The organism is Euryhalocaulis sp. (genome assembly GCF_013911995.1).
Lineage (GTDB): Bacteria > Pseudomonadota > Alphaproteobacteria > Caulobacterales > Maricaulaceae > Euryhalocaulis > Euryhalocaulis caribicus.
This window is the reverse complement of the sequence record NZ_JACESD010000009.1, coordinates 1-14,544: the sequence shown is the minus strand read 5'-3', so window position 1 is coordinate 14,544 and position 14,544 is coordinate 1. Positions and strand designations below refer to the sequence as shown.

General features: G+C 64.6%; 17 protein-coding genes and 1 tRNA gene. 9 read left to right on the top strand and 9 right to left on the bottom strand.

Translation table 11 applies throughout. The features are described 5' to 3' along the window. Positions 1 to 16 precede the first annotated feature (16 nt). Entirely contained in the window at positions 17 to 376 is a 360-nt protein-coding gene (locus H2040_RS03795) for a UrcA family protein (RefSeq protein ID WP_287154593.1), read from the bottom strand. Positions 377 to 512: 136 nt separating this feature from the next. Between H2040_RS03795 and H2040_RS03790 the strand changes: the two genes are divergently transcribed. Further along, complete coding sequence (locus tag H2040_RS03790) at positions 513 to 2,072, top strand: O-linked N-acetylglucosamine transferase, SPINDLY family protein (RefSeq protein WP_287154590.1); 1,560 nt, start codon at positions 513 to 515, stop codon at positions 2,070 to 2,072. A 37-nt stretch (positions 2,073 to 2,109) separates the two neighbouring features. Continuing rightward, on the top strand, positions 2,110 to 2,622 hold the full coding sequence (locus H2040_RS03785) for a hypothetical protein (RefSeq protein ID WP_287154588.1): 513 nt from the start codon (positions 2,110 to 2,112) through the stop codon (positions 2,620 to 2,622). 16 nt (positions 2,623 to 2,638) lie between these two features. Here H2040_RS03785 and H2040_RS03780 read toward each other — a convergent pair. The 4 genes from H2040_RS03780 to H2040_RS03765 all read right to left on the bottom strand — a co-directional run bounded on the left by H2040_RS03780 (position 2,639) and on the right by H2040_RS03765 (position 4,968). Beyond that, positions 2,639 to 2,715 (bottom strand) — tRNA-Met (locus H2040_RS03780). 81 nt (positions 2,716 to 2,796) lie between these two features. Next, entirely contained in the window at positions 2,797 to 3,537 is a 741-nt protein-coding gene (locus H2040_RS03775; protein ID WP_022698616.1) for an O-methyltransferase, read from the bottom strand. Positions 3,538 to 3,550: 13 nt separating this feature from the next. Beyond that, entirely contained in the window at positions 3,551 to 4,624 is a 1,074-nt protein-coding gene (gene zapE / locus H2040_RS03770; RefSeq protein ID WP_287154585.1) for a cell division protein ZapE, read from the bottom strand. Further along, positions 4,621 to 4,968 (bottom strand): DUF2794 domain-containing protein, encoded by a 348-nt coding sequence (locus H2040_RS03765; protein WP_022698618.1) that lies wholly within the window; start codon positions 4,966 to 4,968, stop codon positions 4,621 to 4,623. Before H2040_RS03765 ends, zapE begins: the two co-directional genes overlap by 4 nt. Before the next feature lie 281 nt (positions 4,969 to 5,249). Between H2040_RS03765 and H2040_RS03760 the strand changes: the two genes are divergently transcribed. Further along, positions 5,250 to 5,627, top strand: coding sequence for a VOC family protein (locus tag H2040_RS03760; protein ID WP_287154582.1), 378 nt, complete (start codon positions 5,250 to 5,252; stop codon positions 5,625 to 5,627). Here the strand turns inward: H2040_RS03760 and H2040_RS03755 are convergent. Continuing rightward, positions 5,605 to 6,606 (bottom strand): hypothetical protein, encoded by a 1,002-nt coding sequence (locus tag H2040_RS03755; protein ID WP_287154580.1) that lies wholly within the window; start codon positions 6,604 to 6,606, stop codon positions 5,605 to 5,607. The genes H2040_RS03760 and H2040_RS03755 overlap by 23 nt on opposite strands. Positions 6,607 to 6,658: 52 nt before the next feature. Further along, positions 6,659 to 7,360: a DUF1223 domain-containing protein gene (locus H2040_RS03750; RefSeq protein ID WP_287154578.1), complete on the bottom strand. Its 702-nt coding sequence runs from the start codon at positions 7,358 to 7,360 to the stop codon at positions 6,659 to 6,661. 276 nt (positions 7,361 to 7,636) lie between these two features. On the opposite strand from H2040_RS03750, the gene H2040_RS03745 reads away from it, so the two are divergent. Next, positions 7,637 to 8,074 carry a glyoxalase superfamily protein gene (locus tag H2040_RS03745; protein WP_287154576.1) on the top strand — a complete coding sequence of 146 codons (438 nt, stop codon included), beginning with the start codon at positions 7,637 to 7,639 and terminating at the stop codon, positions 8,072 to 8,074. A 61-nt stretch (positions 8,075 to 8,135) separates the two neighbouring features. Here H2040_RS03745 and acnA read toward each other — a convergent pair whose 3' ends face one another. Continuing rightward, positions 8,136 to 10,808, bottom strand: a complete 2,673-nt coding sequence (gene acnA / locus H2040_RS03740; RefSeq protein WP_287154574.1) for an aconitate hydratase AcnA — start codon at positions 10,806 to 10,808, stop codon at positions 8,136 to 8,138. Positions 10,809 to 10,930: 122 nt separating this feature from the next. On the opposite strand from acnA, the gene H2040_RS03735 reads away from it, so the two are divergent. The 5 genes from H2040_RS03735 (at position 10,931) to H2040_RS03715 (ending at position 14,264) form a co-directional block, all read left to right on the top strand. Beyond that, positions 10,931 to 11,725: a crotonase/enoyl-CoA hydratase family protein gene (locus H2040_RS03735; protein ID WP_287154573.1), complete on the top strand. Its 795-nt coding sequence runs from the start codon at positions 10,931 to 10,933 to the stop codon at positions 11,723 to 11,725. Positions 11,726 to 11,751: 26 nt separating this feature from the next. Beyond that, the gene (locus tag H2040_RS03730) at positions 11,752 to 12,651 is read left to right on the top strand and encodes a DUF3298 and DUF4163 domain-containing protein (protein ID WP_287154572.1); all 900 of its coding nucleotides are present in this window, start codon (positions 11,752 to 11,754) and stop codon (positions 12,649 to 12,651) included. A gap of 56 nt (positions 12,652 to 12,707) precedes the next feature. Continuing rightward, positions 12,708 to 13,238, top strand: coding sequence for a DsbE family thiol:disulfide interchange protein (locus H2040_RS03725; RefSeq protein WP_287154571.1), 531 nt, complete (start codon positions 12,708 to 12,710; stop codon positions 13,236 to 13,238). A 79-nt stretch (positions 13,239 to 13,317) separates the two neighbouring features. After that, on the top strand, positions 13,318 to 13,635 hold the full coding sequence (locus tag H2040_RS03720; protein ID WP_353844785.1) for an autorepressor SdpR family transcription factor: 318 nt from the start codon (positions 13,318 to 13,320) through the stop codon (positions 13,633 to 13,635). After that, positions 13,632 to 14,264, top strand: coding sequence for a hypothetical protein (locus H2040_RS03715; protein WP_287154569.1), 633 nt, complete (start codon positions 13,632 to 13,634; stop codon positions 14,262 to 14,264). Before H2040_RS03720 ends, H2040_RS03715 begins: the two co-directional genes overlap by 4 nt. On the opposite strand, the gene H2040_RS03710 is transcribed toward H2040_RS03715, so the two are convergent. Next, a partial coding sequence (locus H2040_RS03710; RefSeq protein ID WP_287154568.1) for a DUF1203 domain-containing protein occupies positions 14,261 to 14,544 on the bottom strand: 284 nt, incomplete at its 5' end. The two genes, H2040_RS03715 and H2040_RS03710, sit on opposite strands and share 4 nt — an antisense overlap.

Sequence of the window (14,544 nt, the reverse complement as noted above, 5' to 3'; positions counted from 1 at the left end):
CGCTGGATGGTGGCGCTTATCGTGGGCCGTCCGCCGCATGACTGGCAAGACGCATCGGGGCCGCACGGCCCTCAAGGGCCCGCGCCAGCGCCGGCGACCCGATTTCGGCGACCGTGCGCTCGACCGTGTCGGCCATGCAGATGCGCAGCCCGCGGTCGCTCATCGCGCCGTGGGCGTTCTCCTGGCGGCAGACTTTCTGCGCCGTGCGCTCGATCTTCTCGATCACCGCCCCGGCATAGGCCGGATCGGCCAGCGCCGCCCGGTCGATTTTCAGGGTTTCGGTCTCCGCCGGTCCGGCGGCCATGGCCGGGGCCGCGATCCCGGCGGCGCTGACGGCCATCAGCGCGGCGGCGAATGTTCTGGCAAACGTGTTCATGGGAACCTCCAATCGTTGAAACGCCCCCAGACTGAGCGCTACCGCCTTCGCCATCTCCGCGATTTCGCCGATGCAAAGCCTTTTGCGGAATCGATCAGCATTTTTCGGAAATGACGCGAGAACGCGGGCTTCACGCTTGCCCGGCCCGCCAAGTCAGGGTCTTCTGCCGGGCATGGAGGGGACGGAACTAGCTGAACTGGCCCGGGCGGCGGAACAGCGGGGCGACCGGAAGGGCGCGGCACGGCTGTGGGAGAAACTCTCCAGCCAGCACCCGGACGATCCCGATCCGCCCTACCGCATCGGGGCGCTGTTTCATGAGCTGGGGCTCTATGTCAGCGCACTGCCCTATTTCCAGTCTGCCGTCCGGCGGGGCGCGAACTCTGCGGAGCCGCAGCTGCGCATCGCACACTGCCTCGTTTCAATGGGGCGCCCGGAGGACGCGCTGGCCATCTACCGCCAGCTTCTGGACCAGACGCCCGTCCCGGCCACGATTTCCGCCTATCTATTCGCGCTTATCCTCACCCCCGGCCAGAGCGCAGATTTCGTGGCGGCGGAACACCGCCGTCTGGCGGCCCTTCTGGAAACGGCGCCGCCCGCGCCCCGCGCCGCGTCGGCGGGCGGCCTCAAGCATGTGGGACTGGTGAGCGGGCATCTGGGCTCCGAACACCCGATCGCCCAGCTTATTGAACCCGCGCTGGAACGGATCTCGCGCAGCGGTCTCAAGCTGACCGTCTACGCCACCCGTCCGCCTGGCCCGGCGCAGGCGGACCGCATCCGGCGTTATGGCGGGGTAGAGTCCATTCACGGTCTGAACGATACGGACGCGGCGGCGCGCATCGCCGCGCAGGGGCCGGATCTGCTGGTGGATCTGATCGGTCATACCAGCGGCGCCCGTCCCGGAATCTTCGCGCGGCGCCCCGCGCCCAGACAGGCCGGATTCCTCGGCTATACGTTTACCAGCGGCGCGCCCTTCATGGACGCCATCATCGCCGATCCCCATGTCTGCCCGCCGCAGGAAGAGAGCCTCTACGCCGAACGCGTCATCCGTCTTCCCGCCTGTTTCACGGTCTTCAGGCCGCCGCCGGGCATGCCGGAGGAGCGCAGCAAGGTCGCGCGGGATAATCTCGTCTTCGGGTCCCTGAACAACGCCGCCAAGCTGAACCTCCCCACAATCCGCCTGTGGGCGCGTGTCGTCTCCGGGGTCGCGGACGCGCATCTCCTCCTTAAATCCCGCGCCTTCGCGGAGCCGGCCAATCGCGCCCGGATCGCAGGCCTGTTTGACGCCGCCGGGCTGGACCCGGCGCGTCTGGACTTTGAAGGCCATTCATCCTTCAGCCAGGGCATGGCCCGTTATCGCGGCGTCGACATTGCGCTGGACCCGCTGGTCTATAATGGCTGCACCACCACGGCCCACGCCCTGTGGATGGGAACCCCGGTGGTCAGCCTGCCCGGCCGCGCTTTCTACGCCCGCATGGGCGTCAGCCTGCTGACGGCGGCGGACCGGCCGGAATGGATCGCCGCGGACGAGGACGACTATGTCCGCATCGCCCGATCTCTCGCCGCGGACCGCGGCGCGTTGCGCGCTGAACAACAGCGCCTGCTAACCAGCCTTGAAGCTTCACCGCTATGTGATCTGAACGCCTATGCGGACTCTTTATCGGACGCATTCCGCCGGGCGGCGGCACTCCCCGCCTAGCATTTCCATGACGAGCCCGGAGGAAAGGAAAATAGCCATGAATTCCGGCAAGGCGCTCCTCATACCGCTCTGCATGCTGATCGCCTGCCTTCTGGCCGCGGCGCTCGGCGCGCTGCAGAACCAGCTCACCTATCCGGTCAGCCCGTCATGGTTCCATGACTGGAAATTCTCGCAATTCGATATTCCGCCCGCCTTGCATGGCCGGGCCGGCGCCAGCCTCGTCGGCCTTTTGGCGACCTGGTGGCTGGGGCTGATCCTCGGCCTCGTCCTGCTGATCCCCTGCCTGTTCCAGCCGACGCCGCGCCGGATGTTCAGCGCTTTCCTGAAAGCCGCGCTCTTCGTGCTTGCGGCCACCCTCATGGCAGAGACCGCCGCCGCGCTCTGGGGACTGGCGCGCATCAACAGCGAAACCGCGCCCGGCTGGACGCGCGTCTTCGACGACCCGGCCGCCGCCGCCCGGGTCCAGTTCATCAATTTTATCGGCTATCTCGCAGCGGCCGTAGCAACCATTGCGGCGGCCGCTTACAGCTTTCACCGCCGAAATCGTTGAATTGAAAAAGAGAAAATGGTGGCGGGGGGGAGACTCGAACTCCCGACCTCAGGATTATGAGTCCTGCGCTCTAACCAGCTGAGCTACCCAGCCACGTCTCATTGACGAGAGGGGCAGGGATATACGGGTCTAAGCCCCGGCAAGCAAGCAGGGCTGTGCAGCGCGCGCCGATTATCAGGCGTTCTCCGGCGGATACCGCCCGCTGGCCGCGTCCGGCCCGTCAATATGAGAGGCCGCCGCATCGCGTTTGCGCAGCAGCAACAGGCCATCGCCCAGCGACAGGAAAACCTGGTCGAACCGGCCATCGGATTTCGCCGTCACGGCCACTTCGCGCAACGCCCGCGTGGCGGGATCGTCCGCGTCCTGCTCGGCCACCTTGCCGCTCCACAGAACATTGTCGAGCACCATCAGCCCGCCCGGCCGCAACAGGCTCGCCGCCTCTTCGTAATAGGCGCCGTAATTTTCCTTGTCGGCGTCCAGGAAGACCATGTCCACGCTGTCGGAAAGCCCTTCCGCGCCCAGCGCCTTCAGGCTGTTCATGGCGCCGCCGGGCCGTTTCTCGATCACGTCATCAACCCGGGCTTCCTTCCAGTAGCCCTCCGCGATGTCCAGAAACTCTTCCGAGATATCGCACGCAATGACGCGCGCGTTCGTACCGTGGATTTCCTTCATGGGCAGGGCCATGGCCAGCGCCGAATAACCCGTGAATGTCCCGACCTCGATATAGATTCGCGCCCCGGTCAGCCGCGCCAGAAACGCCATGAACGCGCCCTGCTCGGCGCCGATCTGCATATTGGCGTCGTCGCGCTCCGCGGTTTCCGCGCGGCACCGGGCGAGGGCGGGATGCTCCTCGCGGTTGGCGCTGACGATATAGGCGTCGAGCTTGTCGCTCACTCCGATGGTTCTGCGGGACATGGATCAGGCTCTCCTACTGATTGTGGGGCGTGATCTCCGCGCGTCTCATCTCCTGTATTCGCGAGGCGGCGCGTTGAAACTCGAAGGAATAATCGCCGCGCCCATAGAGTTGTTCCGGCTCCGACTCAGCGCGCGCCACCAGCACCGTGTCGTTCTCGTAGAGCGCGTCGATCAGCGTCACCAGGCGTTTCGCCGCGTCGCGCCGGCTCTCGTCCAGCGCCGGGATATCCTCGACAAACAGCACGCGGTATCGCCGCGCCAGCGCCAGATAGTCCCCCGCGCCCAGCGCCCGGCCGCACAGATCCTCGAACGGGAAACGCGCGCATCCCGCCGCCGCCCGCGGCACGTTCAACACCCGCCCCTTCACCATCACGGACTCCGCCTCTTCAGACGCCCCTCCGGTCGCGCGCTCCCACAGCGTCTCCAGCTTGCGTTCGGACGCCGCGTTCAGCGGAGTCAGCCACAGATCCTCCCCGGCCAGCGCCTGCCGCCGGTAATCGTGACCGGCGTCCAGCTGCACCACCTCCATCGACTCGCAGATCAGATCGATGAACGGCATGAAGAGCTGGCGGTTGATGCCGCCCTCATACAGCTCCGTCGGCGCCCGGTTGGAGGTGGCGACCACCGTCACCCCCTCCCCGAACAGGTGATCGAAAAACCGGCCCACGATCATGGCGTCGGCAATGTCGTTGATTTCCGCCTCGTCCAGACAGAACAATCTCGCCGATTTCGCCATCACCTTCGCGGTCTGGCGGATCGGGTCGCTCTCCCCGGCCTTGCGGCGCGTTTCCAGATCGTCGTGAACCTCGGCCATGAAGTCGTGGAAATGCAGGCGGCGCTTCTCGCGCAGCGGCGCGTGTTCAAAGAACAGCGACATCAGCATGGACTTGCCGGTGCCCACGGGGCCGTAGATCCAAAGCCCCGGCGGCGCGCTTTTCTTCCGCCCGAACCAGCCGCGCCCGGATTGGCCGACGCCCTCGGAAACGCGGGACAGAATCTCCGCCGCGTGCTCCTGTTCGGGATCGCGCTTTAGCGTTCCGGCCGCGACCTTTTCGCGCCAGGCTTCAAGAACGGATGGGCCGCTCAACCGATCAGCCGCAGTCGTTTCGGCTCGAGAATGCGCAGCGCCATCGCCAAATCCCGTCCGCGTTTGAGAATCTGTCCGCCCATGCCGACAATCATATACGCGCCCTGGCGCTGGGCCAGTTGCGGGTGCTTTTCGATGCGGTAGAGCGGCGCCTCGCTGGCGCGGCGGAAGACGGAGAACACGGCGCGGTCCTCGAGATGGTCGATCGCATAGTCACGCCATTCGCCGCCGGCCACCTGCCGCCCGTAGAGCGACAGGATCGCGTCCAGCTCGCGCCGGTCGAAGGCGACCTGCGCGCGGCGTCTGGAGCGCCCGCCGGACTGATTTGCGGCGGGCGGACTCATATGGGATCTCCCAAATCGTCTCCTCTCATCACGAAAACCATATTACCAAGATTTAACCGGCGCCACGCAATAGCCTTATTTCGGTCAGGCTGCGGACAAATCCTGCTTTCAGAGTGTGAATTGTCGGCTGGTGCTGCTTCGATAAGTCCGCATCCTGGTTTTGACAGCCCCCCAGCCCCCGGGATCTGCGTCTTGCGGCCCAGCCGACATCCCTCCTTCCCCAATCTACTTGCGATGACCCGGCGCTGGCGCGCGTCCCCCATGCCCGCTAGGCAGTAGGGATGCGTCTGAACCAGGTCACGTTTCCGGTTGCCGATATCCCGCGCGCCCGCGCCTTCTGGCTGAAGCTGGGCTTCGCGCTGATCGTTGATTCGCCGCACTATTGCCGCTTCGAAACGCCGGAGGGCGAGGCCACGCTCTCCATCTCCCTCAATCCGGAAGCGGCCGGGTCCGGCCCGAAAGTCTATTTCGAATATGAAAGCGCCGAGGCGCTGGATTTCGCCGTCGCGCTATATGAGCGCAACGGAATCGAATTCGAGACCGCGCCCGAAGATCAGTCCTGGCTTTGGCGCGAAGCCCAGCTGACAGATCCCGACGGCAACCGCCTCATCCTCTATTACGCCGGCGAAAACCGCCTCAATCCGCCCTGGCGGGTCTAGGGCAGGCGCGCAGAATCGGCGCGGCGAGGAGTTCGTACGGAGATCGCGCCCCATCGGAGGGCCGTTCGGCTGGAACGCTTCGCCCGAGAATGGCCAGATAACGGTCCGCGCCCTTGCAATAATGAAACGGGACCTCGTGATAGGGCAGCTGCCCCAGCGCCAGACTCGCCCGCAACCTGATCTGTTCGAGCTGATCCGGGTCAGTTTCGCCACGCGAACGATGGTCGAGCCAGGTCAGCGCCGCCAATCCATTCAGGCGCGGCGCGCAATCTGGATCAATCATCTCAACCGCTTCACGGAAACTCTCCTCGGGATTGCTCGCCTGCGCATCCCTCTCAAGAAGCGCCTCCTCCAGAAGGCCGGCATTGAGATAAGCCAGACCAGCGGTCAGTTGGCGCATATCGGAGCCGTCCGTGGGCGTTTGGTCTCCGTAATCTCCCGCGCTGACGCTCACAGTCTCGGTCTTGATCTCTTCGACGCGCTGGCGGCTTCGCTCATAATCGCCGGAAATCACGCCGCGCCATGCGTCATGAATCCGGGACCGGAAAAGGTCCGGATAAAAGCCGTACAGACCCGTCAACCGGCCATGGACTGGCTCTCCTTCTCCCGCCTTGTCGCCATCATGGGTCTCGTAAAAGTCCAGATATTCCGGGCCAGTTAGAGGATACTCATTCCGGAGAAATCGCCGCGTAACGCTCTGATCGAGCTTTTCCTTGAATGCCTCGTTTGTGATCGCTGCGGAAGACCGCGCCCCGGGCGGAATGAGCGCCTGCCGTTCCGCATACTCCCAATTGCTCGGGCTGAAGCTGACCGGAACCCGGTTGCCGAGGCCCGCCAAGTCAACGCTGCCCGGCCGGCAGGCGCTTCTATCGATAAGCGGCGTGTATAGCTCTTCAAAAGCATTTTCTGTCTGGGCGCTGCCTTCAGCCGGGCTGAACGCAAGGAAGATAAAGGCGGCAAGGCAGGTTCTGGCTTTCATGCGGACAGGGTGACCGTCTGCCTGACCACGTCAAGCAGACGGGAAAAGCCGCCTACGGCAACCGCCCCGCGCCCAGCACCGGCCCAAGCCCGCGCGTCTGGACCAGCACCGCGGCGCCGTTTCCGTCATCGGCGACGGAAAATGTCTCCGTTCCGCCCGTCCATTCGCCCAGCCGCTCGATATCGGTGACCGGATTGACCGCCGTATAGGTGCGCCCGGCATTTTCCCCGCGCGAGACATCCACGCTGACCTCGCCCGGCTGATACCGCACCAGCCACACATCCGCCCCGCCTTTCGGCGCGGCGGCCGCTTTGACGGTCACAGACACCGCGTCGCCGGCGGTTTCCGTGGTGATTTCCGGTCCTGTAGCGGCGCCGGATTTGCGGCTTTTTATAAAACCGCCCACGTCGCCGCGCCGCGATCCGACCCCTTCCAGCGTCCCATCGGCCACGATTTGCGGCGTATAGACCCGCTTGGCGTTGAACGCCTTGGCATAGTCGCGCTGGCGTTCGGTGAACTCCGGATCGCCGAACGTGTCTTCCCAGCCCAGATAATCCCAGTAGGTCACGCCATAGGTCAGGATCAGCAGGTCGTCACGTTCCGCCGAAAGGTCGCGCATCAGCGCATTGGCCGGCGGGCAGGAAGAGCAGCCCTGGCTGACGAACAGCTCCAGAACCACCGGCTTGTCCGCGGCCTCGGCGGAACAGGCGGCGGCAAGCAGGGCGGCGGAAAGGCTGAGGGTCTTGAACATCATGCCCGAAGGATAAGCGCCGCCCCCGCGCACGGCCCAATCACTTCGCTGTTATGGCCGGTCACGGGCGCATATCCGCATTGACCGCCGCGCCGGGACGCCGTATCGAGCGCGCCCTGGGCCTTGAGGAAGCGCCCGCCGCTCGCGGGCGAGCAATCGTCACGGTGGAGTCTTCCGCCTTATTCACGGCCTTGCTGTTTTCAGAAAACAGCATGCGGTCCGATGGCAATGCGAGCGCCCGTCCAATTTCCGCATGCTTGTAACTGGAACAGGCTTGCTATGAATGACTCAACACCCCTTCCCGCCCTTGATGCGCTCAAGAATCAGGCGAAACGCCTGCGCGCACGCCTTGCCGAGGACGGCGATTTTCTTTCCCACAGCGAGACGCTGGAGCTTATCGCGCGCCAGTATGGCTATCGCGACTGGAACACCATCCACGCCGCCTGCGGCAACCGGCCCCGGACTCCGGTCGCGGTCGGCGCTCAGGTCAGCGGCCATTATCTGGGCCAGCCTTTCACGGGCGAGGTGATCGGCGTCCAGAAACTCTCGGACAACGGCCGCGCCCGCATCACGCTGGACTTCCATGAGCCCGTCGATGTCGTGAAATTCGACAGCTTCTCGGCTTTTCGAAAGCGCGTTTCCTGCGTCATCGGCGCGGACGGCCGCACGGCGGAGAAGACCTCCGACGGCCAGCCGCAAATGATTCTGTCGCTGTAACGAAAAGAAAAGGGCCGGCGAGTCGCCTCGCCGGCCCTTCTTTTCACTCATTGAGAGCGGATCAGGCGGCCAGATTGCGCAGCACGTAGTGCAGGATGCCGCCGTTTTTATAGTATTCCAGCTCGTTCTCGGTATCGATCCGGGCGCGAACCTTGGCGGTTTTCGTCTCGCCGTCGGCCGTGGTGATCGTGATGTCGAATTCCGCGCCGGGGGTCAGGCCCTCGATGCCCGGAATATCGACCTTTTCGTCGCCTTTCAGGCCCAGCTCTTCCCAGCTCGTCTCCTCGAACTGCAGGGGCAGCACGCCCATGCCGATCAGGTTGGAGCGGTGAATCCGCTCATACGATCCGGCGATAACGGCTTTCACGCCCAGCAGGATCGTGCCCTTGGCCGCCCAGTCGCGGGAGGAGCCGGTGCCGTATTCCTTGCCGGCGAACACCACCAGATCGGTGCCGTCCTCGATATATTTCATCGCCGCGTCATAGATCGGCATGACTTCGCCGGACGGGATGTACTTGGTGTAGCCGCCCTCTTTTTCCGGGGTCATCTGGTTGCGGATGCGGATATTGGCGAAGGTGCCGCGCATCATCACTTCGTGATTGCCCCGGCGCGAGCCGTAGGAGTTGAACTCGCGCGGCTCCACGCCGTGCTCGATCAGATACTGGCCGGCGGGGGATTCTTTCCAGATCGAACCGGCCGGAGAAATGTGGTCGGTCGTGATGGAATCGCCCAGCAGGGCCATGATCCGCGCGCCCTTCACATTGGTCTTGGCGTCGGGCGTCTTGGACATGCCCTCGAAATAAGGGGGATTGCGGACGTATGTGGACTCCTCGTCCCACTCATAGGTCTGACCGCCCGTCACCTCGATGGCGCGCCAGTCCTCGTCGCCCTCGAAGACCTGTCCGTAGCGTTCCTCGAACATGGCCGGCGTGATGGAAGTGCGGACCAGATCCTTGATCTCCTGAGTGCTCGGCCAGATGTCTTTCAGATAGACCGGCTCGTTTTCCTTGTCATAGCCGACCGGGTCTTCGGTCAGGTTGATATTCATGGAGCCGGCCAGCGCATAGGCCACGACCAGCGGCGGAGAGGCGAGATAGTTCGCCTTCACGTCCGGGCTGATCCGCCCCTCGAAATTGCGGTTGCCGGAGAGAACGGAGGTGGCGACCAGATCGCCTTCCTTCACCGCCGCCGAGATCGGCTCGGGCAGCGGACCGGAATTACCGATACAGGTCGTGCAGCCATAACCCACAAGATTGAAGCCCAGCGCGTCCAGATCGTCCTGCAAATTCGCGCGCTCCAGATAATCGGTCACCACCTGGGAGCCCGGCGCCAGAGAGGTCTTCACCCACGGCTTGACCTCCAGCCCTTTCTCCAGCGCGTTGCGCGCCAGAAGGCCCGCGCCGATCATCACGGACGGGTTGGACGTGTTGGTGCAGGAGGTAATGGCCGCAATCGTCACGTCGCCATGGCCGATGGAATAATCCTCGCCCTCGATCTTCACGCGGCGATGGCCGTCCTCGGCCTTCTTGAAGACATCCGCCAGATCCTCGGCGAACTTGTCGGCGGCGTTGGACAGCTCGATGCGGTCCTGCGGGCGTTTCGGCCCGGCGACGGACGCCACCACCGAACCCAGGTCCAGCTCCAGCGTGGAGGAGTAGAGCGGCTCTTCCTGTTCCGGGCGCCACAGGCCTTGCGCCTTGGCATAGGCCTCGACCAGCTTGATCCGCTCGGGATCGCGGCCCGTGGCCTCCAGATAGCGCAGCGTGTCGTCGTCGGTCGGGAAGAAGCCGCAGGTCGCGCCATATTCCGGCGCCATGTTGGAAATCGTGGCCTCGTCCTCGATCGACATCGTGTCCAGCCCCTCGCCGAAGAACTCGACGAACTTGCCGACCACGCCGTGCTGGCGAAGCATGTCGGTGACCGTCAGCACCAGGTCGGTGGCGGTCACGCCCTCGGCCAGCTTGCCGGTCAGCTTGAAGCCGACGACTTGCGGGATCAGCATTGAGATCGGCTGGCCCAGCATCGCGGCCTCGGCCTCGATGCCGCCCACGCCCCAGCCCAGAACCGACAGGCCGTTGATCATGGTGGTATGGCTGTCCGTGCCGACAAGGGTGTCCGGCATGGCGTATTCCACGCCGTCCTCTTCCTTGGTCCAGACCGTCTGGCCCAGATATTCCAGATTCACCTGATGGCAGATGCCGGTGCCCGGCGGCACGACGCGGAAATTCTTGAACGCGCTCGCGCCCCATTTCAGGAATTTGTAGCGCTCCAGATTGCGCTCGTACTCGCGCTCCACATTCTTCTTGAACGCGGTCGGGTTGCCGAAATAGTCGACCATGACGGAGTGGTCGATGACGAGGTCGACCTGCGCCTGCGGATTGATGGCGTCCGGGTCCGCGCCCAGCTCCTTGGCCGCGTCGCGCATGGCGGCCAGATCCACCACGGCGGGAACGCCGGTGAAGTCCTGCAGCAGGATGCGTGCGGGCTGATAGGCGATCTCGGTATGGCTGGAGCGTTTTTCCATCCAGTCGCGAACCGCTTCGATCTGCGCCTTGGTGACCAGATTGCCGTCTTCGCGGCGCAGCAAATTCTCAAGCAGCACTTTCAGCGTGTAGGGCAGTCGCGAAATGCCGTCGAGGCCGTTCTTCTCGGCTTCCTTCAGGTCGAAATATACATAGGTCTTGTCGCCGACCTTCATTTCGCGGCGGCAATTGAAACTGTCCTTGGACGCCATGGGCGGGCTCCTTATCATCGGGATGCATTTGAGTAGCTGGCAGTTATCTAGCCAAGCCAGCGCGCGCCGTCCACGCGGCGCATGTGTTTGCTGATATGACGCATGAGCATAAGGAAAGGTCCATGACCGCCCCGGTTATTCTCACACGCGATAAAAATATCGCGGCCGTCTCCATCAACCGGCCCGCCGCGCGCAACGCCGTTGATGCTGCAACTGCGAACGAGTTGCGAAAAGCTTTCCTCTCTCTGGAGCATGACGCGGATATCCGCGTCATCGTCTTTACCGGCGAGGGCGGCGCATTCTGCGCCGGTTGGGACCTCAAGACCGTCTCGCGGGACACCGGCCTCGACATCGCCCCGCCCACGGGCGAGGCGCTGGACCCGGGCGGGCCGATGGGCCCGACGCGGCTGCAGCTTTCCAAGCCCGTGATCGCCGCCATAGAAGGCCCGGCCGTGGCCGGCGGCATGGAGCTGGCGCTCTGGTGCGACCTCCGCGTCATGGCGAAATCGGCGTATCTGGGCATTTATAACCGCCGCTGGGGCGTCCCCCTGATCGATGGCGGAACGACGCGCCTGCCGCGCCTGATCGGCGAGTCCCGCGCCATGGACCTGATCCTGACCGGCCGCAAGATGGACGCGGAAGAGGCCTTCGCCATCGGCCTCGCCAACCGCCTGACCGAAGACGGGGCGGCGCTGGAAACCGCGCTTGAGCTGGCGCGTCAGATCGCCGCCTATCCGCCCAACGGCATGCTGGCCGACTGGAAAAGCGCGCGCGAAGGGCTGGATGGGGATATGATGGGCGCGCTCGAACGCGAATTCGCACGCGGCGCGGAGGTGATCCGCAGCGGCGAAAGCGCCATGGGCGCGGGCCGTTTCGCTTCCGGCAAGGGCCGTGGCGGCGATTTCGGCGACATTTAGGAATTTTCGATTACCGGGAGAGACACATGACCGCCCCAATCCGATTGCTGCTCGGCGCCGCCGTCATCATCGCCCTCGCCGCCTGTGACCGCGAGGCGGAAACGCCCGCGCCGGAACAACCGCCAGCCGCGCAGGACACCGCCGAAACCGGACAGGACGCGGCCGGCGCCGGCGACTGGGCCGCCGAGGCCCCCTTCTCCCTCAAGGAGGAGACCGGCACCGCCACGATTGAAATATCCACGCCGGAAGAGGTCCTCTCCCGCGACCGCGCGCTCTATGAGCAGATTTTCGTGGAGGCGGACGCCGCGGCTGAGCACTTCAAGCAAACGGCCGAGGAGGGCAAGGCAGACGCCGAGGCCAATGACTATCCCTTCCGCCCCTACACGCGGGAGGTGGAATGGACCGCCCCCTTCGACAATGGCGAAATCGCCAGCCTGATCGGGCAGGTCTGGGAATATACCGGCGGTGCCCACGGCAATAATTATTACGACACGCTGACCTGGTCCTTCACCGAATCCGGCTTGCTCGTCACCAGCGATTTCTTCGTCCCGGACCAGCAAACCTGGGACGGGCTTTCCGCCATCGCCAGGGGAAAACTCTTGCAGGCCAAACGCGAGCGCTTCGCCGAATACAGGGAGGCTTCGGAAGACGTCGACCCCATGTGGATGGACGCCATCAAAGACGCGACCGCGCCCGAGGTTTCGTCCTTCGACCTGATGACGCTCGTCCCCTCCACCGAAGACGGCAAGGCCGGCGGAATCAAGCTCTACTATCCGCCCTACGCGGTCGGCCCCTATGCCGAGGGCTCGTATGAAATTGTCCTGCCGCAGGCGGACATCGCGCAATATATCGCCCCGGCATACCGGGATTTGTTCGCGGGCGATCCCGCGCCGGATCCGCAACTGAACCAGGGCGGCGAAGAATGATGCGTGCGGCGCCGCGCGCCCTTGGCCGCGGCGGCCTGACTTCATAAGACACGGCCATGAGCACGCGCCTGATCGCCTTCACGCCGCTGGCCATCCTGCTGGCCGTTATCCTCGCCTTTCTCTCCCTGCTGGTGCGGGGAGAGCCCGAGGCGCGCGACCCGATGGCGGGCAAGCCCTTCCCGCAGGTCGAGCTGGCGGCGCTGACCGGCTATGACCGCTTCAACCCGGCGGAGGGCCTGCCCGAAGGCCCGGCCCTGGTGAATATCTGGGCGTCATGGTGCACGCCGTGCCTGGCCGAACACCCGCTCCTGATGGCCCTCGCCGAAGAGGGCGTCCCGCTCTACGGCATCGACTACAAGGAGCGCGAGCCGGGCGCGGGCGAGGCCTTCCTGCAGCGTCACGGCTCCCCCTTCGCCGCGGTCGGCGCGGACCCGGAAGGGCGCATGGGGCTGGAGCTGGGCGTCACCGGCGTCCCTGAAACCTTCGTGATTGATTCCAACGGCGTCATTATCGCCCGCCATGCCGGCCCGCTGACCGGGGACATCATCGAAAACAAGCTCCGCCCGGCGCTCGATTCCGCCCTCTAGGCCACTGAATTAATTCACCTATCGATAAAATCCCGTCATCATGCTTGCTTTTTATTTCGATGTTTGGCTAAATGTCGATATGAGCACTGCCTTCAAAGCCCTTGCCGACCCCACGCGACGCCGCGTCCTTGAACTGCTCAGGAAGCGGCCGATGAGCGCGGGCGAACTGTCGAGCCACTTCGATGTGGCGCAATCGACCATGTCGGCGCATTTCGCGGTCCTCCGCGAAGCCGATCTCGTGACTTCCGAGAAGCAGGGAAAATCGGTGGTCTATCAGTTGAAACTGTCCGTTCTGGAAGAAGCCCTTCTGGGCTTCGCCCGCGCCTTCGGCTGGGAGTTGCAGAACGCCGGGCCGGCGGAAAATACGCCGCCGGAAACCAAAGGAGCCGATCAATGAGCACGCAATCCCTGACCCGGTCCGACAAGACCGCCGCCACCCTTGGATCACTGCTTGTGATCACGGTCATTGGCGTCGCCTTTATCAAGGAATTCGGCGGCATCGATAACATGGCCGCCAAGCGCATCATCGGCATGGCGATGGGCGGCTTGCTGATCGTGGCGGGCAATCTCCTGCCCAAGCTGGTGCTGCCGCTGGGCGGACGCCGCGACAATCCGCGCGCCGCGGCCGAACGGCTGGCCGGATTGCTCTTTGTCATGGCCGGACTGGTCCAGATCGCCGCCTGGCTGTTCGCGCCGCAGGACGCCCCGCTCATCGCCTCCATCGCCGGTCTATCGGCCGTGTCGCTCGCCGGCGCCAACTATCTCCTGAAATCCATACGGCGTCCGGCGCAGGCGGCCTCAGGGGCGGACCCGCACGTCCGCGAAAACCGCCTCCTTATCGGCAAGCGCGACGTGGTCTTCCACATCCTGCATGCGCTGGCCTGGGTGTTCGCCATGTTCCTGGCGGACGAAATCTGGGGCGATGCCGCCGCCAAATGGATGGTCATCGGCTTTGTTCTCAGCCAGGGCATGTTCATCGCCGCCCTGACCACCAGCCGCGTCATCCTTCAAGGCGGGAAATCCTAGGCCCGCTCCACCCGGAAGGCAAAGCAGCCGGCGCGCGAGTTTCGCACATGGACATAGGCGACATCGGGATGGATCAGCGCGCCGCGCAATTCCATCTCCAGCGCCGCCGGGTCGTCCACCAGACGGTTTTCCGCATAGACGATCCGGTGATCCGCGTCATAGGCGCGGATCGTCCGCGCCCCGCCCCGCGCCACCGTCGGCAGGCGGCCATTGCAGCGCCGCCGCCTGCACGCCGCTTCATGGATGAAAACCGGCCCGGCTTCCCAGAACGGCCCCGGCG